This window comes from Mariniblastus fucicola (assembly GCF_008087665.1).
Classification (GTDB): Bacteria; Planctomycetota; Planctomycetia; order Pirellulales; family Pirellulaceae; genus Mariniblastus; species Mariniblastus fucicola.
In genome coordinates, this window is the sequence record NZ_CP042912.1 from 5,777,021 (window position 1) to 5,801,779 (window position 24,759).

The 24,759-nt window shown below is 53.8% G+C and carries 20 protein-coding genes; 8 read left to right on the plus strand and 12 right to left on the minus strand.

The window, feature by feature from the left end; translation table 11 throughout:
* The first annotated feature begins 101 nt into the window (after window positions 1-101).
* Complete coding sequence (locus MFFC18_RS21635; RefSeq protein WP_148619034.1) at window positions 102-620, plus strand: DUF2617 family protein; 519 nt, start codon at window positions 102-104, stop codon at window positions 618-620.
* Between the two features lie 125 nt (window positions 621-745).
* Here MFFC18_RS21635 and MFFC18_RS21640 read toward each other — a convergent pair whose 3' ends face one another.
* Entirely contained in the window at window positions 746-2,275 is a 1,530-nt protein-coding gene (locus tag MFFC18_RS21640; protein ID WP_084416994.1) for a prenyltransferase/squalene oxidase repeat-containing protein, read from the minus strand.
* A gap of 96 nt (window positions 2,276-2,371) precedes the next feature.
* On the opposite strand from MFFC18_RS21640, the gene panC reads away from it, so the two are divergent.
* From panC to MFFC18_RS21660, 4 genes are all read left to right on the plus strand, one after another.
* Window positions 2,372-3,229: a pantoate--beta-alanine ligase gene (panC, locus tag MFFC18_RS21645; RefSeq protein ID WP_315849989.1), complete on the plus strand. Its 858-nt coding sequence runs from the start codon at window positions 2,372-2,374 to the stop codon at window positions 3,227-3,229.
* Between the two features lie 86 nt (window positions 3,230-3,315).
* A complete protein-coding gene (locus MFFC18_RS21650; RefSeq protein WP_075083804.1) occupies window positions 3,316-4,620 on the plus strand; it encodes a prolipoprotein diacylglyceryl transferase in 1,305 nt (434 codons plus the stop codon).
* 213 nt (window positions 4,621-4,833) lie between these two features.
* Complete coding sequence (locus MFFC18_RS21655; protein WP_075083803.1) at window positions 4,834-5,418, plus strand: RNA polymerase sigma factor; 585 nt, start codon at window positions 4,834-4,836, stop codon at window positions 5,416-5,418.
* Between the two features lie 52 nt (window positions 5,419-5,470).
* Window positions 5,471-6,961: a hypothetical protein gene (locus MFFC18_RS21660; protein ID WP_075083802.1), complete on the plus strand. Its 1,491-nt coding sequence runs from the start codon at window positions 5,471-5,473 to the stop codon at window positions 6,959-6,961.
* Window positions 6,962-6,981: 20 nt separating this feature from the next.
* On the opposite strand, the gene MFFC18_RS21665 is transcribed toward MFFC18_RS21660, so the two are convergent.
* The 6 genes from MFFC18_RS21665 to MFFC18_RS21690 all read right to left on the minus strand — a co-directional run bounded on the left by MFFC18_RS21665 (window position 6,982) and on the right by MFFC18_RS21690 (window position 12,691).
* The gene (locus MFFC18_RS21665) at window positions 6,982-7,830 is read right to left on the minus strand and encodes an RING finger protein (protein ID WP_148619035.1); all 849 of its coding nucleotides are present in this window, start codon (window positions 7,828-7,830) and stop codon (window positions 6,982-6,984) included.
* A gap of 2 nt (window positions 7,831-7,832) precedes the next feature.
* A complete protein-coding gene (locus MFFC18_RS21670; RefSeq protein ID WP_075083799.1) occupies window positions 7,833-9,143 on the minus strand; it encodes a hypothetical protein in 1,311 nt (436 codons plus the stop codon).
* Window positions 9,144-9,230: 87 nt separating this feature from the next.
* Window positions 9,231-10,388 carry a HesA/MoeB/ThiF family protein gene (locus MFFC18_RS21675; RefSeq protein ID WP_075083798.1) on the minus strand — a complete coding sequence of 386 codons (1,158 nt, stop codon included), beginning with the start codon at window positions 10,386-10,388 and terminating at the stop codon, window positions 9,231-9,233.
* A gap of 127 nt (window positions 10,389-10,515) precedes the next feature.
* Window positions 10,516-11,484 (minus strand): ubiquitin-conjugating enzyme E2, encoded by a 969-nt coding sequence (locus MFFC18_RS21680; protein ID WP_075083797.1) that lies wholly within the window; start codon window positions 11,482-11,484, stop codon window positions 10,516-10,518.
* 170 nt (window positions 11,485-11,654) lie between these two features.
* A complete protein-coding gene (locus tag MFFC18_RS21685) occupies window positions 11,655-11,942 on the minus strand; it encodes an EsaB/YukD family protein (RefSeq protein ID WP_075083796.1) in 288 nt (95 codons plus the stop codon).
* Between the two features lie 179 nt (window positions 11,943-12,121).
* The gene (locus tag MFFC18_RS21690; protein WP_075083795.1) at window positions 12,122-12,691 is read right to left on the minus strand and encodes a GNAT family N-acetyltransferase; all 570 of its coding nucleotides are present in this window, start codon (window positions 12,689-12,691) and stop codon (window positions 12,122-12,124) included.
* 230 nt (window positions 12,692-12,921) lie between these two features.
* On the opposite strand from MFFC18_RS21690, the gene MFFC18_RS21695 reads away from it, so the two are divergent.
* The gene (locus tag MFFC18_RS21695; protein WP_075083794.1) at window positions 12,922-13,743 is read left to right on the plus strand and encodes a hypothetical protein; all 822 of its coding nucleotides are present in this window, start codon (window positions 12,922-12,924) and stop codon (window positions 13,741-13,743) included.
* Between the two features lie 65 nt (window positions 13,744-13,808).
* Here the strand turns inward: MFFC18_RS21695 and MFFC18_RS21700 are convergent, their stop codons facing one another.
* The gene (locus MFFC18_RS21700) at window positions 13,809-14,510 is read right to left on the minus strand and encodes a DUF502 domain-containing protein (protein ID WP_075083793.1); all 702 of its coding nucleotides are present in this window, start codon (window positions 14,508-14,510) and stop codon (window positions 13,809-13,811) included.
* A 245-nt stretch (window positions 14,511-14,755) separates the two neighbouring features.
* Between MFFC18_RS21700 and MFFC18_RS21705 the strand changes: the two genes are divergently transcribed.
* Window positions 14,756-15,511, plus strand: coding sequence for a hypothetical protein (locus tag MFFC18_RS21705; protein ID WP_075083792.1), 756 nt, complete (start codon window positions 14,756-14,758; stop codon window positions 15,509-15,511).
* A 92-nt stretch (window positions 15,512-15,603) separates the two neighbouring features.
* Here the strand turns inward: MFFC18_RS21705 and MFFC18_RS21710 are convergent, their stop codons facing one another.
* The 4 genes from MFFC18_RS21710 to MFFC18_RS21725 all read right to left on the minus strand — a co-directional run bounded on the left by MFFC18_RS21710 (window position 15,604) and on the right by MFFC18_RS21725 (window position 23,850).
* A complete protein-coding gene (locus tag MFFC18_RS21710; protein WP_075083791.1) occupies window positions 15,604-17,139 on the minus strand; it encodes a TolB family protein in 1,536 nt (511 codons plus the stop codon).
* A 150-nt stretch (window positions 17,140-17,289) separates the two neighbouring features.
* On the minus strand, window positions 17,290-20,079 hold the full coding sequence (locus MFFC18_RS21715; RefSeq protein WP_075083790.1) for a c-type cytochrome domain-containing protein: 2,790 nt from the start codon (window positions 20,077-20,079) through the stop codon (window positions 17,290-17,292).
* A 5-nt stretch (window positions 20,080-20,084) separates the two neighbouring features.
* A complete protein-coding gene (locus MFFC18_RS21720) occupies window positions 20,085-22,322 on the minus strand; it encodes a DUF1549 domain-containing protein (RefSeq protein WP_075083789.1) in 2,238 nt (745 codons plus the stop codon).
* 133 nt (window positions 22,323-22,455) lie between these two features.
* The gene (locus MFFC18_RS21725) at window positions 22,456-23,850 is read right to left on the minus strand and encodes a DUF1501 domain-containing protein (protein WP_075083788.1); all 1,395 of its coding nucleotides are present in this window, start codon (window positions 23,848-23,850) and stop codon (window positions 22,456-22,458) included.
* A 164-nt stretch (window positions 23,851-24,014) separates the two neighbouring features.
* Here MFFC18_RS21725 and MFFC18_RS21730 point away from each other — a divergent pair, with 164 nt between their 5' ends.
* Complete coding sequence (locus tag MFFC18_RS21730) at window positions 24,015-24,701, plus strand: ankyrin repeat domain-containing protein (RefSeq protein ID WP_148619036.1); 687 nt, start codon at window positions 24,015-24,017, stop codon at window positions 24,699-24,701.
* Window positions 24,702-24,759: the final 58 nt, after the last annotated feature.

Genomic DNA, 24,759 nt, shown 5'->3' on the forward strand with positions numbered 1-24,759 from the left:
AGGGACTACATTTAGAAACGGCAGAGACCTCTGCCCCGATTTTTCAGGCCCAATTCAAGTTGAAAAAATTCGTGTTATCCGCTCGACCAAAAGTCACCGAGATGAACTTTCATCTTTTCGCCAAACCGGTTCACCCGGAACTGGTGGAGGTGTGCGGTTCGCGCCACGTCGAACGTGATAACTATCGGTTGCAGTTAAATATCACGACCGATGGTCACTTGATCACGTTTCAACACAACGACCTGGTTTTCTGCGAGGTTGCAGCCGCTGCAAGCCACGAACTTCCAAAGCAGCAGCGACTGGTTTCGCACGCTGTCGGTGGTTCCATGACGAACGGTCCTTCTGTCTACGAGCAGATTATCGGGTACCAATCGAACGTTTCGATGGACTCTGTTGATCCAAAAATCTTCGTCACCATCCAGCAACAGCTGGACAAGCGAGTGGAAACGGACGGCCTGGTTCATCGGTTCCAGTCCAACGGACGGCTGAACTTCGGAGCAATCAGCTACATGCACGCCCAGTCTTTCATCAGCCACATTCGCGTTCGGGCTTTCCACACGTTTCCTGAAACCTGTGCGGTCCTGAAAACCGACACCGTGTTCCGGGTCGGCAAAGAGTAACCCGGCACGACGTTCGCTGTTGAAAGCTCGCCACAAGAAGTTCACAAGCTCGTACGCGGCAGTGTGGATCTTTCTTTTTAACAGCACAGGTCGACGGCATCATCTCAGGGCGATGGTTCGAAAATTTAATCCAGCCTGAAGCTGTCCGAAACGCTTTCGTCACCGTAGATCGGCAGATAGCGGTAATAGACCTCCAGCGTCATACAAGCCAACGCCGTCGTGTAGAGGCGACCGCCTTTTGGGCTGGACGTTCCCATCGGATCCTCGAAGTACCAGCTCCCCGCTGAATTGCCTTCTTTGCTTTGCGTTTCAACAAGGTGGTCACGAAGAGTATCGTTCCACTTGTCCCACATCGGCCCGCCGTACTGCTTCATCACCTGTGTCGCATAGTAGTTGTAGTAAATGTCGCTGGTATCATCGCCACCTTCGTATAAATCGGGTCCTTCCTCACTGAGCGACTCAACACCTTTACGCATTCCAGGATGATCCTTGTCGCGACCGGTGTACATCCTGCACAGCAATCCAATCGCGGTCATACCTTTACGAGAGTTCTTGTTCGCAGGTCGGTAGCGATATGCAGAACCATCGACATCCGAAACGCTGTTCAAAAACTTGTCCAACAACGCCCACGTTTGCGGATTGACACTCAGCCCCGAAAGCTTGGCACTTTTGAGAGCCATCACCTGCCAGCTGGCAACCGACATTGTGGGTGCGCGAACGTATCGCCAGCCACCGCTCTGTCGGTCCTGAAAGTCCTCTGAGAACCAAATCACGCCCTGCGCAAACGGAGCCAATCGTGGATCTCTCGTCATCCCGTAGGCTTCGCAAATTGCAATCGAGCACAGCCCGTGCGAATAAGTTGAACCACCTTTTTCCATAAAGGAAATGCCGCGGCCGTCCCTCTTGGCCGCAGCCATCAGATACTCAAGCCCTCCGCGGACGTTTTCCTTGTACTTGCCAACTTTATGCGTGTTGCCGCTTCCCAGTAGCGGCAGCAACGCCAACGCGGTCGCTGCGTTTCGCGCCTCGCTGAGCGTGCCCGCGTTCGGACTGTCTCGATGGTCTCCGGGCCCCATTCGGTGATCGAGATTCCAGCCTCCATCGGGAAGCTGATGTTTGACGATCCATTGCAGCGCCAGTTCCACGGCCTCTTCCGAAGCGTCGGTGCCACCGTACTTTTTCAGCGCCGAACTTTTGCTCGCCCCGGTCCGACCTCCGATTTCGCTACCGTCGCCGCTGGAAGTTCCGATTTCACCAAACGTGCCTTCATCGAACAGCATCTCCTCGGCGCCCACGAACTCCGAAGACTCGAGCGATTCCATTGAATCAAGCGACTCCAGATCCGACTCGACTTCGACCGGCATTACGTCATCGAATTCAACTTCGCTGAATTCTTCTTCGGTAGCATCGTCGAAATCAGCCATATCGAGATCAATCGTTTCCAGCGTTTCGCCAGGCGTGGCGGAAGCTTCGATCGCGGTGGTGATCTCTTCCTTCTTGGGCATCACCAGAAAGGCCAGCAGCACGATCAGAGCAACGTGTCCGATGAAACTGATCATCCAGCTGGGGATGACGCTGAACATCAGCATCCGTTGGCCAGTTTCGACTACTTCGTCTTCAAAGTTTTCCTGAGACGCGTTTTCTGCAGAGGTCATCGGACTGGAAGGGCTGGATAGAGGAATTGCGGGGGTGGTATTGTACACAATTGGAGTCAAAATTTCGGCATTCAAAATTTATGAGAAAGCTGAACTGTGCCTAAGACCCCCACGATAATTCACGACCCTGTTGAAATGAGATTTCTAAGCGACCGACTCCGACGTGATGGAAAATCTGTCGGTTGCGTGCCAACGATGGGTGCTTTGCATGAAGGACATTTGAGTCTCGCGCGGGCCTCTGTTGCCGAGAGCGATGTCACGGTAGTGACGATTTTCGTCAACCCCACACAGTTTGCTCCGGGCGAAGACCTGGACAAGTATCCCCGACGGCTTGAAGAAGATGTCAAACTGTTGGGCGAAGTCGGGGTCGACCATGTGTTTTGCCCCGAAGCAGAAACGATGTACGCGCCCGGAAGCTCTACTTCGGTCTCGCCGCCGAAGATTTCGCGAAAACTGGAAGGAGAGTTTCGCCCGACGCACTTTGGTGGCGTGGCGACGATCGTGCTGAAGCTGTTCAACATCGTTGCGCCCGACGTAGCGTACTTTGGGCAGAAAGACTACCAGCAGGTGGTGGTAGTGAAGCAGATGGTGCGTGACCTGAATGTGCCAGTCGAAGTTCGGACTTGTCCGATCGTTCGGGACAACGACGGGCTGGCGCTGAGTTCGCGAAATATCTATCTTAGCCCGGAAGAAAGAGAAGTTGCACTCACAATCAACCGCACGCTATCCCACGTGCGGCAGCAGATTCTCGACGGACAGCGGGACGGTTTTGAGGTGCTTACCGAGATGCGTCAGATGCTGATCGATGGTGGCGTGACCTCGATCGATTACGCCGCAGTTGTGAATCCGGACACTCTCGAATCGGCCGATCCGATACAACTGCCGGTGGCCCTGCTGATCGCGGTCTATGTCGGAAAGACGCGTCTGATTGACAATTGCCTTGTGACGGCCTGAAGGGCTTGGGCCGCCAACAACACTGCCATGGGCTCCGCGCACACACTCGGCTGGCTAGGTCTGGTGCAATCACGTAACATTCCGACATGCTCCAAACACTTTTTTACATCCCTCCAAGCTGGTTCGGCGTCCCCGGTGCAATCGGCTGGGTGCTGCTCTGCGGACTGTGGCTTGGCATCGTTGCGATTCGCGACCGTGCCAATCTTAAGGCCGAGTTCACGGCAACGCTCCCGATCATTGTCGTCGGCTGCATTGCGATGATGTTCCTGCTGCCCAAGCTTGCGAAAGACGGAATCGACCCTGCCGATCCGCTTGGCGACCCGATCAATCGTGGCCTGGCGATTCGGGGGTACGGCATGATGCTTATGCTGGCCGTGCTGTCGGGAATGAGCATCGTTTTCTATCGCTGTCGCAAGATCGGATACCCGACGGAGCATATCTTTCGCCTGGCTGTTGCCATGATCCTGTGCGGCATGTTGGGGGCTCGACTGTTTTTCGTAATTCAAAATCATGATCATTTCTTCAAACCAGAAGCCAGCCTGATTGAAACAGTCAGTGGAATCTTCGACATGGTCGGAGGCGGACTGGTGGTTTACGGCAGCATGATAGGAGCCCTGCTGGCTTCGGCATTAGTCGTTTGGAAATGGAAATTGCCGGTTTGGATGACGGCTGATCTGATCGCTCCAGGAATGGCTCTGGGATTGGCAATCGGCCGAATCGGATGTTTGCTCAACGGATGTTGCTGGGGAGGCGTCTGCGATGTGCAACTGCCCGCGATCGAGTTTCCGGCTGGTTCGCCAGCCTACATGCAGCAGCTTTATTCCGGCGAATTGCTGGGGATAGAAACAGAGGCGATTGCCAACGAACCGGGCTTCTTTCGCGTAACCGATCCGGGCAATGGAGTGGGCAAAGAAATTGGACTGACCGAAGGCGAAACGATTTCTGTTTACACGGGCCTCGATGCTGACCGGGTGCGCTATCTCATCGGGACTCCGAAAGCCGGTTTTGCGACGATGGAAGTCGTCGGCGACCGAATCGGAAGATCCAAAGTTCCGATGACGAAACTGCGGCAACGTTCCAACGGCGTGCACCCGACTCAAATCTATAGCTCGGTCAATGCATTTGTGCTGTGTCTATTTCTGTGGTTCTATTGGCATGTAAGACGGAACGACGGCGAGGTCATGGGATTGATGTTGATCCTCTATCCCATTTCGCGATTCGTGCTGGAGCTTATTCGAAATGACGAGTCCGGCCAGTTCGGTACGGAGCTGACGATTTCACAATGGGTCAGTTTGCTGACGATCGCCTGTGGCGTCGGGCTGTTTGCTTACGCTCGCATGTTTGGAAGTCGCGCGGAGGTTCCAAAGCTGGTCACGCAACAGGACGCGTGAGCGGCGGCTGGCCAAGGTTTCCAGCCTTGTCTGGTGCCCCAACGCACAAACCGTCATCCTCGCAACGGATTCCCACGGCTCGTGAAAATTCGATAAAATCGGCAAAGGCACTCGCTTAGGGTCGCAAATGGCCCGGATTTGAACGCATTTGGGGAATTCGCGTACAAAAACCAGCCTCTCAGGAACTTTCCCGGACTCAAGTCGTCTCAATAAATGAACCTTCCGCTCGACAATCTGAACGACGATCAACTGATCGCCCAAACGATCGCTGGCGAGCAGGAAGCGTTCGGACAGCTGATCCGCAAATATCAGCCTCGGCTTTACAACGCGATGGTGCATTTTTTGCGCAATCCAGCCGAAGCCGAGGATGTGGTTCAGGACGCGTTTGTGCTGGCGTTAACCAAGCTTGAATCATTCAAGGGAAACAGTCAGTTTTATACCTGGTTGTATCGCATTGCTCATAACGCGGCGATTTCGAAACTGAGGAAGAAACGACCGACGATGTCGCTGGATTATGGAACCGGCGAGGAACAGTCGCCAGGATTTGCGATTCCGGATGACGGAGAGCGGCCTGGCGAGAGAATGGAAAAGGACGAGCAGATTCAGTGTCTGATGGATGCAATGGAGCGTCTGTCGGATGAGCATCGGAGCATTCTGATTCTGCGAGAAATGGAAGGCATGGATTACGAGGCCATCGCAGGCGTTTTGCAACTGCCTGTGGGAACCGTTCGCAGCCGACTGCATCGCGCGAGAAGTTGCTTGCGCGAGATGATGGAAACGATAGAGAACGCTTCGTAGCAACTGCGACGGAACAGGCATACCAGGACACTTCCAACAACTTCACGACACAATGTCAAAAGACCTTTCACAATCAGACTTGATCCTTGCCGGTCGCTTTGTCGATGGCGATTTGCCTGCGCACGAAAATGCCGCAGCCGAATTGCGCTGCGGTTCGGATTCTGAATTCGCTGCTGCTGTTGAGCAAATTCGCAGCCAAAGCAACCTGCTGAAACGACTCCCGAAATTCCAGCCTGCCGATGATCTTGCGGATCGCACGTTGCAAGCTTCGATGGATCAGGTCAAAGCCATCATGGGCGCGTGGCCTGTCGAAAGCGAAGTCGAAGAAACTGCTCCGGCCGCTAACGTTGCTGGAAAAGCCTTCGAATGGAAATCGACCGTCGCTCTGATCGCCTCGCTTGCCGGCGTCGTCATGGTTGGTGCCATGCTGTGGCAAAACAATCAAGGATCAGAGTCCAACATCGCAATGAGCGAACCTAAAACTTCGTCGGTCGCAGACGCTGATACAGCAGCGATGCGCAAGCAGTCGGTTGACTTTGCAGCCGAGCGCGATGATTCATTTTTGCAATCGATCGCTGAAAATGAGGCACCAAAGACCGCCGCTCCGCTGTCCAAGGGCAGTACCTCGTATGCAGAAAGTCTGCCTGGCGATATGGCTACGAGGAATCAGACACCGGACGTCGCGCTCTCCGGAACCCCGATGAAACAGGGGCCTCAGCAGTCATCCGTCAACTCCGATTTGGCGATCGGCCAATGCGCTACCGTTGGACAAATTTGGTGCGTCAATCAGGACAGCTCTGTCGCAAAGTCGAAAGTAAGCGATATCCTGCAGTCGAATCGAATTGAGGTTAAACGTGAGCCCCAGCAAAACATTCTGCCGCCATCTCCTGATGCCGTAGAGGCGTTTTATGTTGCGGCGACACCGAAGCAAATGAAGCTGGCGATGTCGCAGATTGCAAACAATGCTGACATCGAGATGATTCAGCTTCCTGGCAGTACGGATTCGCCGATCGCAGATGCGATTCAGCAACAGTTTGTGCAAGGCAATTTCCAAACTCAGGAAACGTCAGAAGAATCAGCCGATGCCACCGATTTGCCGCCCAGCTTCGAGGCTCCTTCTCAGGCGTTGGCTCAGCATCTGTTGACCAATGCGTTGCCGCGAAGCACTCCGCGTACTGGAACTCCACTTGGCCCGGTTCCTCCGATTCTGAAGTCAGGTTCGCCGATCGACGGGCTGGGTCAGGCTTCCCGAGGGATGGCAGATTTGGCGATGAAGTCAGAAGTTCGACCAGTGGCCCCGCCTGCGCCTAACAAAAAAGACAGCAATGCCAGTGATGCTGGTGCCGGATTCGGCGGTCGTGCCGACAACGTCGAAGTCGCGCCTTCCACTGCAGCAGCCGGCATCCCTGCTCAGACTGCTGCCCGTCAACCAGTTGCGATTCCGAAGTCGCAGCAAGCAGAACTGGACAAGTTCCTCGACGATTCAGATCAGCAGCTTCGCCAGTACTTGATCCTTGTTCGCGGCGGCGAAGCGAAACGATAATTTGGGCCTGACAGGTCTGGCTAGAGTTCGTGCTCTTGAACGCGAATGCAGCGTTCTTCCATGCAAGCGAACGTCGCACACTTTCCGTTGTACTCCCAGCATTCGGCGCAGTGCGGTGTTTTGCATCGCTTGCAAACGACCATGTCGTGCATCACGTCATCGCTGCATATCGGGCAGCGAAAATCCTCGATCACCGCGGCCTGGTTCTCGCGCAGAAATTCCAACCCGTCGGCTTTGTGCAGCATCAGCTGGTCGAACAATTCGAGGCCTCCCTGAACGAAATCCAGCAGGTCCCGACCATGGCGGAACCACTGCTTTGAAATCGTCCGCAGTCGATCGTTTTCAAACTCGAATCGGATCTCAGCGGGATGCAAACCCTTCAGTTCGATCATTTTCCATTTGACGGCGTCAGTTAAGAGTTGTTTTGCGAAAACCGGATCGCTGGCGTGTACGCAAAACTGCCGATCAAAGTCCGCGTCTCCCGTTTCGAAATTTTCGACAGCCGCATCGGAATCCAGACTACGACTTTCGACACTCAGCGTCTGTCCGACAGGCAGCTCAAAATCAACTTCCAGGATTGTTTTTCTGGCGGCGTTTCCCCACGGCGTGCCAAAATGCTTCAGCCTCGCCATCGTGCGGCCATAGTCGAAAAGCAAAGCTGGTCGAAACACGTTTACTTCACCAAGCCTGTTGGGGCGAAGGTTCTCGGCGCCAAAGCGACTTCGTATCGGAGCGAGAATGGCATTTTTGGATTGACGCCGTTTTCTCCGCGACCTTCCGGTGCCGGTCAGCAGATTCACCATCCCGAAAACGATGGCGAACGCCCCAAGCAGAAAAACGACAAACAAAAGAATCGCTACACCAGCCATCTTTAGCCTCCTGTGTCAGACGATACGGCCTCGAACTTCATTTCGGATGCCTCCTGTTCCACCGCGACATCATCGTCGGTTTCGCGTCGCACAAGGAACATCCCTCCTCCACCAAGCAACAGACTTACCAACGCAGTTCCGACAAGCGCGCCCCAACCAAACGTCGTCGACTCGTCCGATTCGCCTTCGGCACTGGCGTCCTCAGCTTTCTCCGCCATCGTCGAAATCGTGGATTGCAGCGACGTCACCTGCTCGGACAACTCGTGAACCTGACGGTCGCGCACGTCGTATTCCGCAATCAATCGCTCCCGCTCCTGCTGCAGCAATTCGACGCGAGCCATCTGTCCATCCAGACCAGCCGCGAGTTGCTGCCGATCGGTCTCCATCTCCAACATCTGTTCAGCAAGTTGGTCTTTTCCCTGCGCGTTGGCCAGCGTCGACAGCGCCATCTTCAGCGATCGGTTTTCCAGCAACGGATCGTCTTCGGCAACCGCAGCGGCGTCTATGTCAGCCGGTGTTGCACTTTCGCCAGCGCCGCCCAGCTTCATCACCATAAATCCCATGAAGAACAACTGCGTCAACAGCATGGAAACCATCAACAGATCAAACCACGGTTTGCGAGTGTCCATAGCGGCACCTTGGGTTGTAGAACCGGGAATCGAATAGCCTGAATATCGTGGATCAGCATTCATGGGCGGCTCGTGATTATAAAGACTGGCAAAATGATTCAATTCGTCTTCGCGATAACGAATCGACGTCAGATAAAATCCGCCGGTTCGCTGAGTCTGATGGCTGTCGTCCCACTGGAACCAGCCACGGTCGTCGTTGCAAGGATCGATCACCAGTGCAACATCCAACGTTCGATTGAAAAAGTTGTTGCAGATGAACAAGTCCATCGGAGAAAGAAAAACAGTCCATCCAGGATGGGTGTGGTACCAGCCCACCATTTCCAGTTCGGGATGAAACTGATTTCGCTCGCCAGTAATCTGGCTCCACGTTTCGTGCGTGAATTTGAAACTGCCACGCGTCGCCTCGTAGTGACGTGCTCGCAACGAGTCAGTCACGACGACGAACGGCTTTCCGTCCGCGTCAATGCACTGCTTTCCCAACATCACGCCACCAAGTTCCACATTCGTGTTGGTGTGAGCGTGGGCTTCCATGTCACGCATCACATCAAGGTCGACGTAAATCGGCAAGTTGTCCGGATCGATTTCGCCAACCGCGGCGATACAGTAGTGCGCATCCCGATCCGGCCGAACTGCTTTCTGCGGTTCGTTCTGCTCGACATCGCCAAACTGAATCTCGGAACTCATGTGTTTACTTGAACGTGTTTCTTAACGCCTGAAGTGCAAAGGCTTCAGGAAATAAATTGTTACCCGATCGCACGGTGACATCCTCTGCTAGCCGGCCTTGTTGAGGAGAACAAAACGCGTCTCTGATGGCGTGCGAATTTTGATGACGTCCCAATCCGGAATACCAAGCGACGCAAGCGAACGGTTTGCAAACTCGCCATTGAGGGAAACCTCGCTGACTGTTTCTGGCTGCAAAGGTTGTTGGCAGGAATCGCATACTCCTTCGGACGAACCAACCAAACACAGTGGACGATCGATCTGCTTGTGAGACTCGCACGTTCTACAGTTTAGTCGAACCAGAAAGTCCCGATCGAGAATCAGCGTCGCCTCTTCAAGCTCTAAAAACTGACAGACCTCCTGCAAAGTCGACTCATGCGTCAGTTCCGACTCGATCACGTCTTCATACGTTTCGTGCGAAAGACAATCTTCCTTCGGTGTGAACTTTGTCTTGTAGAACTGATTCGCGGCACCATTGAAAACCATCGCCGAACCATCGTCGGTTGGCAGGTCGTGCAACAACTTGAGCGCCTCCTGGACTTGCATGCCGCCGATGATCGATGCAATCGTGGGAGCCGTCGGAACTTTCCCCTGTTGAATGTCCTCCTGTCGCAGCAAAGGGCAACTGTAGCGAAGCGAAATCAAGCGATAGTCGTTTTCCGTCATCCCACACTCGTAACATGGGCCATCGCCAGGAACGAAAACTTTGGTGACGCCGTTGATCTCCTGAATACCTCCGTCGATCCACGGAGTGTTTGCTTTCCATGACATTCGATTGACCCACAGTCGGGCTTCGCGATTGTCGAGGCAGCCGATAACCACATCCATGTCGCGAATCAAACCGATCCCAATGTCGGTCAGCACATTGCCCTCGATCGGAATCAGCGTGCAGTCAGGATTCAGGTCCGAGGCCATCTCCGTGATGACCGAGGCTTTGGGCTGGCCTTCGTGACGAGACCGAAACAGGACGCTTCGAGTCAGATTTGATTCCTGAACGACGTCAAAATCGATGATATAGATCGTGCCCACGCCCAACAGGCAGAGATTTTTAAGCACTTCGTTTCCAAGAGCACCGGCACCAACGACCAGGATTTTTGCGGCCGCGATTCTTTCCTGCTCCCACCAGCCGATCAGCTTCAGACGAGAATAGCGATCGTTTTCGTCGATGACGAAAGTCTCTTGGTCGCTTTTGTTGGGTTCAGGATTCATTCGAGCCTTGGGTTGCGATTCAATTTGAAAGTGATCAGGAGAGCGAGTTTCCGGACTGCAATCACCGCGAGCGGGAGTGGCAAGTTCGACCTGCGGAGCAATATACTCACCGCGTTGTCGAGGTTATCTAATCCAGAAACACGATACCAGTATTTTTCAATTCATTCGCTACATCGGGCTGGATATTGTCTTCCGGGTCAATAAAAGAAATGCCGTCTTCGATGATTTCGATTTCGGACGCATCCACAAAAGCCGACTCTTCGGCTGGACTTTCGTTTTCACTCGACGACGATTCGGATGAAAGCAACTCCGAGGGTTCGACTTCGACGGAAATCACTTCATCAGAAACAACTTCAACATCAGACTCGTCGAGCCGAATGACTTCGCTTTCCGAGCCAACCGAATCATCAAACTCGCCAGAACTCGATTCCACCGCAATTGGTTCTGCCGAAGATGTCACATCGATCACCTCAGACTCGGACCGGTTAACTCGATCCCGAAACCGATTCGCCAACGCTCCCAACACACCAAAAACAGACTTTCCGTCTTGAGCCTTCGATTCGGAGATCCGCTCGACGGAACTTTGCGACTGGTGAAGCGACTCCTTGGGCTTGTTTACCAAATCGCGGATGTCGCGATTGTCCAAGGGAAATGAAAACTGTCTTTGATCTCTCGCCCAACTCGCGGCGTCGCGATTGTACGGACTTTGAATATCGAAGTTCTTGTAGCGAATCATGTCCCACAACATCGTGCTCATTTCGTCCAAGGTCAGGCTGGGCACCCAATGCGTCCCGTAACCTCCAAGGCAAACGACTCCATTGTTGGAAATGTTTGGATGAAAGACTGGCGTCTGCCAGAGCAAGTTTGGCACCATCCGTGGGTAGGACGCGCCAAGTTCGACGATGACTTCATGGGTATCAACAATCTTGACTTTTCCACGCGAGTCTCGACAAAGCCCCGGACCGACGAACTGCAAACGATATCGTGATGGCGGACTTCCACTGGCTTGAAAGCTGAAGATCGAACTTTCTGCATCCAGTTCTTCCACCGAGCGAAAGTCGGCTTCGAGTCGTCTTTGCCGTGGAGATTTTCGCATGAAAGATTTTGACCCTCTGTGGTTACTTACAAAATTTGCCGGCTCGTAAAAAGCGATCCTGCTGGAAAATGGGGCGACCTTTCGGCAATCACCAATGCAGCGATTGGCCACACCACTGGTCGCCCACAATCACAACCGGTCAACACAACGAATCCAGGTTCCGCAGCGACCTAGCCAGCAACGATTTCCGGATACACGATCAGGTGGTCGCCATCGTTCACGCTGGAACCGACCAGAGTTTGATCCTCATGAAGCCGTCGGCCACCTTCTTTGTGATCGAGGCTGTAGCTCATCGGCTGCCCGTCAGGTCCGATCACCGGCAGATTCATCTTGGTGATGATGCTGGGAAGAATCTTGCGAACCGTGACCGTGTCTGAAACGACCGCTTCGACGCTTTTCGCTCCCGTTTGATCAAGAAAGGTAACTTTTGTGCCTTCACGTTGAGCCGTTTCTGTCATGTGCCTGGTCCTCAGTAAATGTGTTGGGGAATGTCATTCTAAAATTCGCGAAACCTGTCGTGGAGGAATTCGTACGGACTGGACCAATATTGGGAATAATTTCCAGCTCTATTTTCCCGCCCAGTGGCTGAATGAGCAGGCTGAACAGACCGCCATGGAGCAAAATTGTGAAAACAGGGCTAAGTTCTCGCGTTCCACGCCGTTCTCAACAGCCCAAACACCCTCACATCACAATATTCATCTGTCTCATTTTTTCGAAAATGGTTCTCGAAATAGCCTTCCTGCCGCATCTGAACTTTCTCCAGCACCCGTGCCGACGCCGGATTCCTGACCAGGCATTCCGCGGTGACTTTATTGAGTCCCAGCTGGCTGAAAGCGAAATCAAGCATTGAAAGACAGGCCTCTGTGGCAATCCCCTGCCCCCAATAATCACGGCCAACCCAATAGCCCAGCTCGCCTCGATTGCTCTGACGATCGAGCACGATTCCGATGGCGCCGACCAGTTTGGCGGGGCCGGAGTCGGCTGGCCGCAAGCAGACGCCAAACACGACGGACTTTCCCTGATCCCATTCGGATGACAATTCGCTGATCCAGTTCCGGGCGTCTTCAACATCGTACGGATAGCTAAAGCTTCTCAAGTTTCGAGCAAGCTGTTCGTCGTTGGCGAGCAGGGCGACGCGTTGCTCATCGGCAGGACAAAACTGCCTCAATTCGAGCCGGGAAGTTCTCAAAGTAGGTTGAGGGATCATGAATGGCCCAAGCAACTGCGAGATTTGTAAAAGTGTCTTGTCAGAGCACCAGGGCAAACGCCAGGTGATTCGGGTTTTGAGGATTATACAGCCAGAAAGTTCATTGAAAAAAAGGGACTAGGTCAACCTTTCCGGATGGGGATTAAGGGCGACCTAGAGTTCGTTGACGGCTCAACCGTCCGCTGCGAGTGAGTGAGCGGAGTCCGTCCAACCATGACCCGAGGTTTGCGATGAGTTTTTTGGAACAGTTTTTCGAAGACAATTTTAATTTGCCGCCGAAGCCACCTGGAAATAACGGCCAGAGTGATTCGTCAGCATCGGTGCCCCATGGGGGCAAAAGTAACAGCTTCAAGCAGGTGACTGACTCCGAGTTGGCCGCCCATCTTGAGATCAACAAATATGACCAGTTTCAACTGACCGACGCCGTTCGGCCTGCTTTGGATCTGAAGATCAAGCCGACCGAGGGCTATCGCCATGAAAACTATCAGGATGACGAGTCAGGTACTTCGATTCCTGTTGTGATGGCAGCGGCTTCGAAAGAAAAGCTGTTCCCTCTGTTCATGGAACTGATCGAGAAACTCGGCCCCGTCGTCGACGTTGTTCTTGAATCAAGCCATGAAGGAGATTCCAACGGCCATCGCGATTTCTATCGCGACAATATCGACATGGCGGTTCTACAGAGCGTGCTCTTTGACTACGAAGATCTGCTGCTCAATGACGGGTGTACCGGAATCGCCGTATTGAATCCTGCCAAACCTCAGGAAGTTCAATTCGAAGAACACAAGCTGTTGATCATCTACGGCAGTCCACTTGAGCATTTTGAGTTCACGCTCGAGAAAGCAGGCGTTAGCGAGTCTCAGGCGATGCAGTTCATCACCGAAGCGGAACATGTTCACAGTTCATCAGAAAAGTACCTGAAACGATTCGAGGAACTTCGCTGTGCCCTTGGCCTTGACGGGTCGCAAACGGAACCGAGCGAAGGCTACCTGGATGATTACTACAACGATGGCGAAAACTGGTCCGACGGCGACATGAGCGGCGGACTTGCGTAGCGACATGCCTGAATGAGTTTGAGCGCATCAAGTTTTTGGAGTTCCGAGTTCCGGATCTTCAAATCTCACGCCCAGCGGACTTCCTTTGGGACCGTAATCCCGCCTGAGACCACCGCCTGGAGGGTCTCTTCGAGGTTCCAGTCTAACTTTACAACTTTCTCTTCCGGCACCAGCAGCATGTATCCGGATGTCGGCACGGGGGTTGTCGGGACATAGACGCACAAAATCGTCGCGCCAGTGCTGGTATCGGTGCACTCGGATGTTACAAAAGCCGGTGCTTTGATCCCCGGATGGGGAAATTCGATCAACACCACCCGCTTGAAATCCGGAGTTTCCGTCGATTTCGAGAGCGCTTCGAAGACGTTGCTGACCACTCGATAGATCGTGTTGACACCTGGGACTTTGTGCAGGAACCAGTTGGTGACTGACAGCAAACGCGATTTGGCAAAAACGCCGGCGATCATCAGAATCGACAGCACTACGAACATTGCCAGAACGACGGACAGCGCGTAAAGGATATAGCCAGGAATGGCGGCTTCCTTGAACGTGTACTCGCGAATAAACGACGCGATGGGCCCAATCGCGTAGTCGTAGAGGGTCACGTACAGCCACTTGACGATGGCGTAGGTGATGTAGATCGGCAGCAAAACGAACAAACCGGCGATAATCCGGTTTCTCAGCCGTCTCCACTCGCTTTGCTTTGGGTCCAGAGGATTTTCTGGCTTCGAATCCTTTGGCAGCGTTTTCAATGAAGTGTCTCTTGTCATGCTGTCATCGTATCTGAAAGGTCGAGGATGGCCTAATGCAGTTTCTGCGGACTTTGTCCAGAATTTGCCGGCATTTTGGGCCTAAACGTGGACTGCATCACACTGGAAAATCTTCCCCGGAATCTATTGAACATCTGCACAATTTTTCCGTAAGATGTAACCGATTGGTAACTCACATCAAGCAGTCACCAATTCCAATTGGCAACTTTAACCGGTTACAAGTTCCTATAAATCTGGAGATCCAAATGAAGAACGTTTTAACTTTTTCCCTTCTGGCAGTGGCGACATTGTTCGTTAGCTCAGTCGGTGCTCAAGAAGAAGCGAAGAAGTGCGAAAAGTGCACCGCGAACGCTACCTCAACAGTTGCGACGACTGCTCCCGCAACACAGTGCTCTGGCGAAGAATGCGCCAAAGGTTGCTGCAACGGCTGCCCGGTCACTGCAGCAATGGCAAAATTGCCAAAGATGACTTACCGAGTTGGCACCGAAGATCTTGGTTGCGCTGAGTCTGCTGCGAAGCTGGCTAAAGAGAAGGAAGCCAAGCTTCACTTCGTCGTTGGCAAAGAAGTTTTCGAAGACAAAACAGAAGCTTACACTTCGCTCGTTGAGCAAACAGAATCGATGGTTAACGAATTCGTTACTCCAAAGACATGCAGCGTAAGCGGAACTCACACTGTTGCTGGCAAGTCATGCAAGTGCCCGGTTGAAGCTGGCAAAACTGCTGAACTGGTCAAGACTGCAATCAAAGACGTCAAAATGACTTACGCAGTTGGCGAGAAAACTTGCAGCTGCCCGAACGAAGCTGGCTCAATCGCCAAAACAACTGGCAAAGAAATGACTTACGTCATCGGCGAAGAAAAAACCAGCTGCAACATGACAGCTCGTTTGACTTTGGCCAAAGCCAAATACAAGGCTGCTGTTACAGCGATGGTTGCTGCTGAAAAAGCAACAGCTGAAGCTTCAAAGACAGCTGCACCTGCTAAAGAAGAAGCTGGAACCTAGTTCCAACATTGATCGAGCACGTTTCAATCGAAGAAGCCCGGCGGTTTTTCCCGCCGGGCTTTTTTCATGTGTCGTCTGGCTTTCCGTTGACTCTATTTCGAGACATCCGAGTTGCTGACGAAAGCAACTTTCTTCCCGTCCGGAGACCACGACGGAACGTTGATCGTTCCCTGACCGCCGTAGAGATACGCTACCACGGTCGGCTTGCCGCCTTCGATCGGCATCTTGCGAAGATAGACGTGTTTGTAGAACGGATGGTCCGCTGCTTCGACTTCTTTCGAATAGGAAATGAACAGAATCGTCTTTCCGTCAGGCGAAACGTGCGGGAACCAGTTGTTATATTCGTCGTCCGTCAACTGAGTTTGCCCGGATCCGTCGGCGTTCATTCGCCATAGTTCCATGGTGCCAGTTCGCGTCGAGTTGAAGTAAATTTTCCCGTCAGGACCGAATTCTGAGCCATCGTTGAGCCCGGAGTCTTTCGTGAGTTGAACTTCATCGCCGCCGTCGGATGGGATTTTGTAGATATCGTATTTGTCGTCCCGACCGCCGGTGTAAATCAAAAACTTGCCGTCAGGCGACCATCCGTGCAGATACGACGGCCCCAGTTTTGTGACCAGCTTCGGTGTGCCTCCCGTTGCCGGCATCGTGTAGATCATCGATTTTCCGTCGTGGTCGGCGCTGTGGTGGCTGATAGCCAGTTGCTTGCCGTCGAACGACAGAACGTGATCGTTGTTGTTCTTGATCGCGAAGTCCGTATTGAGCTGCGACACTTCGCTGTTGGCCAAATCGAAGTTGTAGAGTTTGCCGTTGCGATTGTAGATCAGCGTTTTGCCATCGACCGTCCAGTTCGGCGCCTGCATTGAATCTTCTGTCGTGTGAATGATCTTTCGATGCCCGGTCTCAACATCCATGACCTCAAGCCGACTGCCGAAGTAGTCGCGATAAGGTTGATAGTCGTCAGGAACAGGAACGACAATTCTGACGTTGGAGAACTTTCCTTTTTCAACGACGTCCTTGTTGTGCGAGCACACAAAAATTCCAACGTAGACTTCGTCGCCCAAATCAAGGCCGGCCAATTCTTCTTGCGAGAACGTATCGCCAAACTTTGCAACCGACATGATGAATTTGCCATCCTTACGTTCCAGTTGCATTACATCTGGACCCATCAGTTTCGATTCGACCTGCAGCGTATCGGCTCCTTTGGTCAAACGATACTGCATTGAAGTCAGCCCGTCTCCGTGCACCGCAATGTCAACGTAGGGAGCGTCTGCGTCGAGAAATTTTCGGAACATCACGCCCAGCTTTCGATGCGGATCCACGCCTTCGCCCAGCAGTTCCGCATGCGCACGAACCAGAAAATCACCTTTCATTTTTCGCCAAACGAATTGACATTGATCGTCACCGAACCACATGTTCAGTCCCGAACCGGCAACCACGTACGACTTCTCCTCCGCGTTGTAGACCACGCTGCCTTTGTTTTCGACTGCGCCGACGTCGCCTGAATCTGAGAACCATCCAAGCTTCGATTCGGGGTTCGATTCTGGCACTTGGGCGATAGTGGATAGTGGTAACAAGAGAGCGAGTGACAGGATCGTCACCACGCTTCCGATAGCGGGAGCAAGAGACATCGTGGTCTTTCAATGGAATGGTGGTCTACAGAGACCTGCATTATCAACGCTGCGCATGCCCCAAGCAAGCTTTGGCATTGCAGCCAAATGAGTGGCTTTGATGTCCGCCGCGCCAGCATCCCATCGCGGTTCGATTCCATCGCGGTCCGATCACTCCGCGGGTAAAACTTTCAGGATCACCGGCGGACAAACGAGCTTGTTGACGTTGTCCACTTTCAAGTGAAACATCCGCGTCTGTGGCTCAACGAACGATTCGGCTTTAATGAAAAAGCGCTGCCGGTTTTGGCCTTTGGGGATCATCAGGCCATTGAGCCCGAGATCATCGACCCGAACTCCGTGTGGCAGGTTTCGGCCTGAGCCCTCATTGCCGAACTTGATTGGACCGTCGTGGCCATTTCGTTTGGCGACCACGTGAGCCTGAATGCTTTGGCCAGCACGGATCTCGAAGACCAGCGGATGATCGAAGTCCCGTTCCGCAGGCATCGAGTCATCCTTGTCGCGAACGATCTGGCACACGACTTTCGGTTCGGCTTCCTCCAGTTTCATTTCGCCAACGCCGTGAAACGTTTTTGACAGAACTTCACCAGCGATCTCTACGGTGGCGTGAAACGAAATGGCGTCGGCCTGCTCTTTCGTAATACCTTTCGCAGTCCCACCAGCACCTTCGAGAGTATCCAGAGCATGAATCGCTCCGATCACCTCGACGTGATTGGCTTCAATCCTCAACGGCGATGTCACGTAGAAACCTGGAGGCACATTCTTGACTTCGATTTGAATCTCGCCTTCAAATCCATCTTTCCGTTTCGCGACCAGCCTGAACTCACTGCCACTTCCTGCAAAGATGCTTTTCTCGCCGTGGAATTTGATTTCAAAATCCGGATTGGTTTCACGAACGGTCAGCTGATACTTGAAATCTTCTCCGCCGAATCCTCGCACGTCGGTTACCCGAACCAGAAAGTCACCATCATTCGGTGCAACAAATTTCAGCCTCGAATCTTTGCCGAGTTCACGCCGCGAGTCGTCATCGTTTTCGTAGTTCAACTCGAAAACTGGCAATCCGTTTGGCAAAAACGTGGTCCCTGGCGGCCAGGCCTCCACAACGTAGCAGGGCTCCTGCAACGCGTGCGACATCGCCGTCGTGCCGAAGTAACCGAACCGTTTTCCTGTTCCCGGAAAGACACGAAATCCGGAGTCCGGGCCGCGCGGATGCAAAAACAAACGGTTCACTTCTCCGTTGGCATACAGATATTCGTTGAGCTGCATTTCCTGCCAGTTGTGCACGCGAAAATCGTCACTCGTGTCGGAATCCTTGCCGCGAAACGTGAAATAGGAATCGCGTACGGCCCGCAAAACGACTTGTGAAACCGGCGTCCCATCGGTGTGCAGCACTTCGATGCGAGTATCGACTGGTGACTTGTCCCTCGCCGCTTTGGTTTCCAACATCAGCGACTGGCCGGCCTTCGCACGAAAGCGAAACAAGTCCGCGTCAGCGCCGTTTTTCGATTCACGAATCGTCCCTGAGACCGTGACAGGAATGGAGACTTGCTGCGCGTCCGCAAACGCATCGTTGGGTTCGGCCTCATCGACGGCCACCGGTTTGGCGGGCTCTTTTTTATAAGTCTCTTTCGCCACGACGGATTTCGCAGAAGCAACTGCTCCCTCTTCGGCCGGCACATCGACGACCTCCATTGAACCGTCCAGCCGTCCCAGAAAGATCCGTTTTGCGTCCGGCGAAATAGCGATCGCACTGCAAATCTCATCCTGTTGCTCCAGCGTTCCAACTTGCAGGAACGAATCGGTCTCCCAGACTTTGATCATTTTGTCCTCGGCCGACGTGAGCAATCGTGACCCATCCGAAGAAAACTCCATTCGCACGATGGCGGCTTCGTGAGCAAACCGGGAAAACAGAATCGGATTGATCGCCGGAGCATCGGTGGACGCCAACTTCCAGACGCGTAGCCGATTGTCTCGCCCACCGCCGACGACCAGAGAACCATTGGGACTGATGCCGACGGTAAACTGTTCCGCCAACGGCTGGCCCAACGTATCGAGCCGCTGACCGCTGGCGACGTTCCAAACTTTGATCGTTTGGTCGCCGCTGGCACTGAGCAAGTTTTTCGAATCGGGGCTGAACTCAAGATCGTAGACAGCGCTGTTGTGGCCCTTGAGTTTGCGAAGCTGTTCTCCGGTCGCGGCATCCCACAGCAAAATCGTTTTGTCGTAAGCACTCGTCGCAATCGTTTTGCCGTCTGGGCTGACTACGGCATCGTAGAGCACGTCGTTGTGTCCGTCGATTTGAAGTCGCTTTTCATGCGAAACCGTTTCCCAAACGAGGGCTCGGCCACCCACGCCAGCAATCCCCGTCGCCGCGATCAGTGACTTGCCATCCGCAGAAAACTGCACCGAATTGACTTTGCCAGGCAGCGAATCAAAGCGATGTTTCGGCCGCAGCGTTTCCGCATCGAACAACTCGACGGATCCAAATCGAGCCACCGCGATCGTGCCACCATCGGGCGACCAGTCAGCAGCGAGAATCGAAGGCTGGCTCTCTGTTTTCGCGTCCCAGTTGGGCGAAGCGATTGCCAGCTTTGGCTTCTTCGAAGCGTTTTCCGTCGGCTTGGCGCCTTCCTTGATCCAGCGTTCCACGATTGCGATCTGCTGCTCTGGAACGCGATCGAAATCGTCTTCTGGTGGCATCGCCGGCTCTTCACTTCCGCGCATCAATTTGACAATGTGACGATCCGCGCTTCCAGCGACGATGCTTTCGAAAGAATCGACACTGAAGTCGCCTTCTGCCGTGTCTTCATTGTGGCAACCGGCACAGTGTTTCGTCAAAATCGGCGCGACTTGCGACTCAAAGTCGATCGAATTGTCCGCGTCCTGTGCCTGCGACACGGATGCCGCAAAGAACCAGAAGGCGATGATCAGAAAGGATTTCATATCGTTCAATGGTTAAACAAAAATTCGCGACTGCTCATCAGACTCCAGAACAGATCTTCGACCAGCTCGCGGCGATTGGAGCCGCCTGCCGTTTCGGTTGCACTCGACATCGCGGCCAGCAGCGCCGCCGATTCTTCTTCCGTCGGTTCGCGAACCAAGGTCAGCAGATAGGCCTGCCGAATCAGTTCCCGATCGTCATCGAACTCGGCCATCAGTTTGTCGACGCGATTGTCTTTCGATTCCAGTTTTTCGTTGAGCGTGTCGCCGTTGGCGATGTGCAGCACTTGCACCATGCTCGGTTCGTCCGTGCGTTGGCACTCGCAAGTAATCTCGCGATCGTTGCGACCAAACGTTTTCAAAAAACGCGACTTCACCGCCGAGTCGTACAACTGGATCGCGCGAGTACCTTTCGGGTAAGGCGTTTCAATTTTCTTGACACCCTGCCCCGGCAGCAAAATTTCCTTGAACTCGGTCGGCACATCCGTCGCATCGGACACGGCGTCGAGTAAAACTTCCGCCATCAAACGGCGCGGGTAGTATCGCGAATAGAAACGGCTTTCGGTTCCGTTACCCGGCGCCGTTTCGCTGCTGCGTTGGTAAGTCGCCGAGTTCAGAATCGCTCGCATCAGCTCTTTCAGATCAAAGTCTTTCTCGATCAAATAGCTGGCGGTGGCGGAGAGCAGTTTTTCGTTGCTGGCCGGATTGGAAACTCGTAAATCATCGACGTCTTCGACCAGGCCGACCGCGAAGAATCGCGACCAAACCCGATTCGTAATCGAACGTGCGAAATAAGGGTTCTCCGGAGAAGTCATCCAGTCCGCCAGCGGCTCGCGGCGATCGCGGACGTCATCGAACTCCAGCGGTTCGCCATCAAGCGGCGCAGGAGGCTGAGCCTTTCCAGTGATCGGCTGGATCAGTTCGCCGGTGCTGGTCAGGAACAGCGTGCGGACACCGTCTCCGTTTCGGGCATCGCCGCCCCAGCCTTTGGCACGAACTCGCGAGAACATATTCGCGAACGCGTAATACTGATCATTGGTCCATTTTTCGAGCGGATGGTTGTGGCATTTCGCACACGCGATCGATAGCCCCAGGAATGCCTGGCTTGCGTTCTCCGCCATGTTTTCAGGATCCTGGTGCAACGCATAGAAGTTGGTCGCGCCGTTCTCGACGCTGCTGCCTTTGGCGGTCAAAATCTCGCGGACAAACTGATCCCACGGCGTGTTGGCCTCAACGTTTTTCCGAATCCATTCGTAGAACGCTTCGACGGCTTTGGGACGCAACTTCGTGCCGTTAACCAATAACAAATCGGACCACTGATAGGTCCAATAGTCGACGAACTCGGGACGTTGCAGCAGTTCGTCGATCAGTTTCGATTTCTTGTCGGCGTCATCGCTGCTGAGAAATTCGTCGCGTTCAGCCGGAGTCGGAAGTTTGCCGATCGTGTCGAGGAAAACTCTTCGCAGAAAGACCTCATCCGACGCCGGCGGAGAGGGTGGCAAGTTCAATCGTTGCAACTGTTCGAGTACAAGTTCGTCGATAAAGTTCACTTTCGGAGACGACGCGAACAGTTCACCGTCGACCTGATTTGGAAACGGCGAAGTCACACGCGCGATGCCAATTTTGCTGGAGTACCAGGCCGTAACAGCGCTTTCTCCGTGGCCGATAACGGATACTCTTCCGGCTTGATCGACTTCGGTGACCGCGCCGTTCGCAGACGTGAACTTGGCCCACGGCGTGACGTCTCGATCGGTTCCGTCAGAGAAATGTGCGACGACGCGAAGGTTCTCGGCGTCTCCTTTTTTAATCGTGGAAGCGTCAGGCTTGATCTCGACGCGTAAAACTTCAGGATCCGCAGGCGTCGGTGCGCTGTTTCCGCTCGCGATCCAGGCTTGCAAAATTCGATACGCGTCGGAGTCTTCTAAAAATCGAACGCCGCCTTTGTGAGGCACCACTCCGGTCGGTTTGGTGAGCAGCAGACTGCGTCCGGGGTCGGAGGGTTCGAGACGTCGTCCGCGGGCTTCGCGAGTAATGTTGAAGTGATCGGACTTGGGATCGTAGCCGTGAAGCGAAAGTCGAAATCCGCCCTTGCCGGCAAGTGCTCCATGGCAGGCGCCCGAGTTGCAGCCCATTTTTGACAGAACTGGCAAGACGTCATTGCGAAAGGTCACAAAGTCCGCGGCCTGGTCTTGTGCAAAGCAAACGTTTGCGAGCAACAAAAGCAGAATGGTGATTGGATGTTTCATATTTTTTGTGTTGTGCGAGCACGATGCGTTCGTTAGCGATGTGCAACTGAGTGGACTGGATTGGCAGCGGCAAAGAACTCAGGCGGGCACGAAACGCGAAGACTCGATCCCGCCGTGCCTGTATTGATTGACGTTAGAACAACCCCTTGATGGCTTTCGCTCCGTAATCCACGATCGGAAAAGGACGCCCACCAGGGCCAGGCAATTCGGTTTCCAACTCCAACCCCAAGCTCTTGAAAATCGTGGCGACGATGTCCTTTGGTTGATACGGATCCTCCGCGGGAACGGCTCCGATTGGATCGCTGCTGCCGATCACGCGACCGCCCTGCACTCCTCCGCCTGCGAAATAAACACTAAAACACTGCGGCCAGTGATCGCGACCACCGGCAGGATTGACTCGAGGCGTGCGACCGAATTCAGCCAGATTGCAGACCAGCGTTTTGTCCAGCAAGCCGCGTTCATCAAGATCAGTAATCAAGGCCGCGTAGGCTTTGTCGTACATCGGACAAACGTCTTTCTTCATGCCCTCGATCGAAGTGAACGGTTTCGAGCCGTGGATGTCCCAGGTGATTTCGTCGAACACGGTCAGGAAAGTGTTGATCGTCACAAAGCGAACGCCGGCTTCGATCAAACGACGGGCCAGCAAACAACATTGGCCAAAACGATTCATCCCGTACCTCTCACGAACCTTGTCCGATTCCTGGCCCAGGTCGAAGGCTTCGCGAGCCTGTTTGCTGGTCATCAAACGATACGCCGCGTGAAAGTTCTCTTCCATCATGCGAGCGTTTTCGCTGGCTTCGAAATCACGCACTGTTTGGTCAACGATGTCTCGCATCTTGCGGCGGCGGTGTAGCCTGGCGGTTCCGATCTGTTCTGGCGGCAACAGGTCGGGCACCTTGAAATTTTTCTTTGACGGATCAGCCGAAAGCTCAAACGGATCGAACTTCTTTCCCAGAAAACCACCGGCTTGTCCGTTAGGCATATTGCCGCCGCCGCGTCCCATCTTTTGCGGAAGCAGCACGTGTGCCGGAAGGTCCGATTTCCGGCCTCGCAAATATTCCAGCACCGAACCGGCATGCGGAGTTTCGACTCCGCCCTGAAAAACGCGGCCCGTTTGCATGACTTGCCAACCCGCATCATGCACCGCGGCGCCCAGATGATGACAGGATCTGACCAACGAAAATTTGTCCGCGATCTTAGCGTGTTCAGGCAGCAGTTCCGAAACCTGAAACGTGTCGTTGTTGGTCGTAATCGGCTTGAAGGGGCCGCGGATCTCGCGCGGTGCATTGGGCTTCATGTCCCACAGGTCGATATTGCTGGGCGCGCCGAGGTTGAAGATCATGATCGCCGATCGATCATCGTGCGGATCTCCTTTCGCATCGGCCGCGGACATATGCGCAGCGGCTTCGGCGGCCATCAATTGCGGCAACGACAGGCCGATCGCGCCCAATGTGCCGACTTGCAGAAAGTCGCGGCGCGTGGTGCCGTTGCAGTTGTGGGATTTACCTTTCCCGATGAACTCCAGCATGGTCAATGGCTCCAGTCTTCGGATTTGTGGACGCCATCATTATAGCCCAAACCGACGATTCGCCCGCAAAGTGCCAGTGCAACGAAGCGATTTAATTGTTGTTTGAGCTGATCAACAAGTTGTATAATCAGGCCTCAACTTCCAACCTTCCTGAGGATCCTGCCATGAATCAACGTCGTCTTTTTCTTTCCGGCTGTGTCGCGATCGGAGCCCTGCCTTCGGTTTCAATTTTGTCCTCTCAGGACGACGACTCGAAGCGGTTGGACCAGGAAATGGTCAACATCTTCGTTGCCAAATCACATGGCGACATCGAAACGATCAAGAGCCTGCTCAAGAAAGAACCGGCGCTCGTCAACTGTGCCCGCGATTGGGGAAGCGGCGACTGGGAAACCGGTTTGGGAGCCGCCTCTCATGTTGGCCGTCGTGAAATCGCGACGCTGTTGCTGGACCACGGTGCCAGACTGGATGCGTTCGCCGCGGTAATGCTGGGGATGAAAGACGTCGTTGCTGAAATGCTGAAAGTTCGCAAAGACTTGCACACGATGCCAGGAGCACACGACATTCCTATGCTGTGCCACGCGATTTTTGGCAAGTCCGAGGCGGAGGAAGTGTTCGAGCTGCTGCTGGAAAGTGGAGCCGATGTGAACGCGGAATCCAAAATGCGAATGACGCCACTGAGTGCTGCGGTGAGCGTCGGCAGTGCTCAACAGGTGGAAGAACTTTTACGCCGCGGCGCTGACCCAAAGGCGAAAAACAGTAGAGATGAATCCATTCTGGATTTCGCAATGAAACGCGACGACGCGAAAGTCACCGCGCTGATCAAGGACGCGATCGCTGGCCAGAAAAAGTAGCGGTTCAGTCAGGTGCTGAACTGATACTGACGAACATGGAATCGATAGCATCCCGCGT

Excerpts from the sequence above, each read along its gene's own strand:
- MFFC18_RS21635 (WP_148619034.1), top strand. The coding sequence starts at position 102 with ATGAACTTTCATCTTTTCGCCAAACCGGTTCACCCGGAACTGGTGGAG.
- MFFC18_RS21640 (WP_084416994.1), bottom strand. The coding sequence starts at position 2,275 with ATGACCTCTGCAGAAAACGCGTCTCAGGAAAACTTTGAAGACGAAGTA.
- MFFC18_RS21650 (WP_075083804.1), top strand. The coding sequence starts at position 3,316 with ATGCTCCAAACACTTTTTTACATCCCTCCAAGCTGGTTCGGCGTCCCC.
- MFFC18_RS21655 (WP_075083803.1), top strand. The coding sequence starts at position 4,834 with ATGAACCTTCCGCTCGACAATCTGAACGACGATCAACTGATCGCCCAA.
- MFFC18_RS21660 (WP_075083802.1), top strand. The coding sequence starts at position 5,471 with ATGTCAAAAGACCTTTCACAATCAGACTTGATCCTTGCCGGTCGCTTT.
- MFFC18_RS21665 (WP_148619035.1), bottom strand. The coding sequence starts at position 7,830 with ATGGCTGGTGTAGCGATTCTTTTGTTTGTCGTTTTTCTGCTTGGGGCG.
- MFFC18_RS21670 (WP_075083799.1), bottom strand. The coding sequence starts at position 9,143 with ATGAGTTCCGAGATTCAGTTTGGCGATGTCGAGCAGAACGAACCGCAG.
- MFFC18_RS21675 (WP_075083798.1), bottom strand. The coding sequence starts at position 10,388 with ATGAATCCTGAACCCAACAAAAGCGACCAAGAGACTTTCGTCATCGAC.
- MFFC18_RS21680 (WP_075083797.1), bottom strand. The coding sequence starts at position 11,484 with ATGCGAAAATCTCCACGGCAAAGACGACTCGAAGCCGACTTTCGCTCG.
- MFFC18_RS21685 (WP_075083796.1), bottom strand. The coding sequence starts at position 11,942 with ATGACAGAAACGGCTCAACGTGAAGGCACAAAAGTTACCTTTCTTGAT.
- MFFC18_RS21690 (WP_075083795.1), bottom strand. The coding sequence starts at position 12,691 with ATGATCCCTCAACCTACTTTGAGAACTTCCCGGCTCGAATTGAGGCAG.
- MFFC18_RS21695 (WP_075083794.1), top strand. The coding sequence starts at position 12,922 with ATGAGTTTTTTGGAACAGTTTTTCGAAGACAATTTTAATTTGCCGCCG.
- MFFC18_RS21700 (WP_075083793.1), bottom strand. The coding sequence starts at position 14,510 with ATGACAAGAGACACTTCATTGAAAACGCTGCCAAAGGATTCGAAGCCA.
- MFFC18_RS21705 (WP_075083792.1), top strand. The coding sequence starts at position 14,756 with ATGAAGAACGTTTTAACTTTTTCCCTTCTGGCAGTGGCGACATTGTTC.
- MFFC18_RS21710 (WP_075083791.1), bottom strand. The coding sequence starts at position 17,139 with ATGTCTCTTGCTCCCGCTATCGGAAGCGTGGTGACGATCCTGTCACTC.
- MFFC18_RS21715 (WP_075083790.1), bottom strand. The coding sequence starts at position 20,079 with ATGAAATCCTTTCTGATCATCGCCTTCTGGTTCTTTGCGGCATCCGTG.
- MFFC18_RS21720 (WP_075083789.1), bottom strand. The coding sequence starts at position 22,322 with ATGAAACATCCAATCACCATTCTGCTTTTGTTGCTCGCAAACGTTTGC.
- MFFC18_RS21725 (WP_075083788.1), bottom strand. The coding sequence starts at position 23,850 with ATGCTGGAGTTCATCGGGAAAGGTAAATCCCACAACTGCAACGGCACC.
- MFFC18_RS21730 (WP_148619036.1), top strand. The coding sequence starts at position 24,015 with ATGAATCAACGTCGTCTTTTTCTTTCCGGCTGTGTCGCGATCGGAGCC.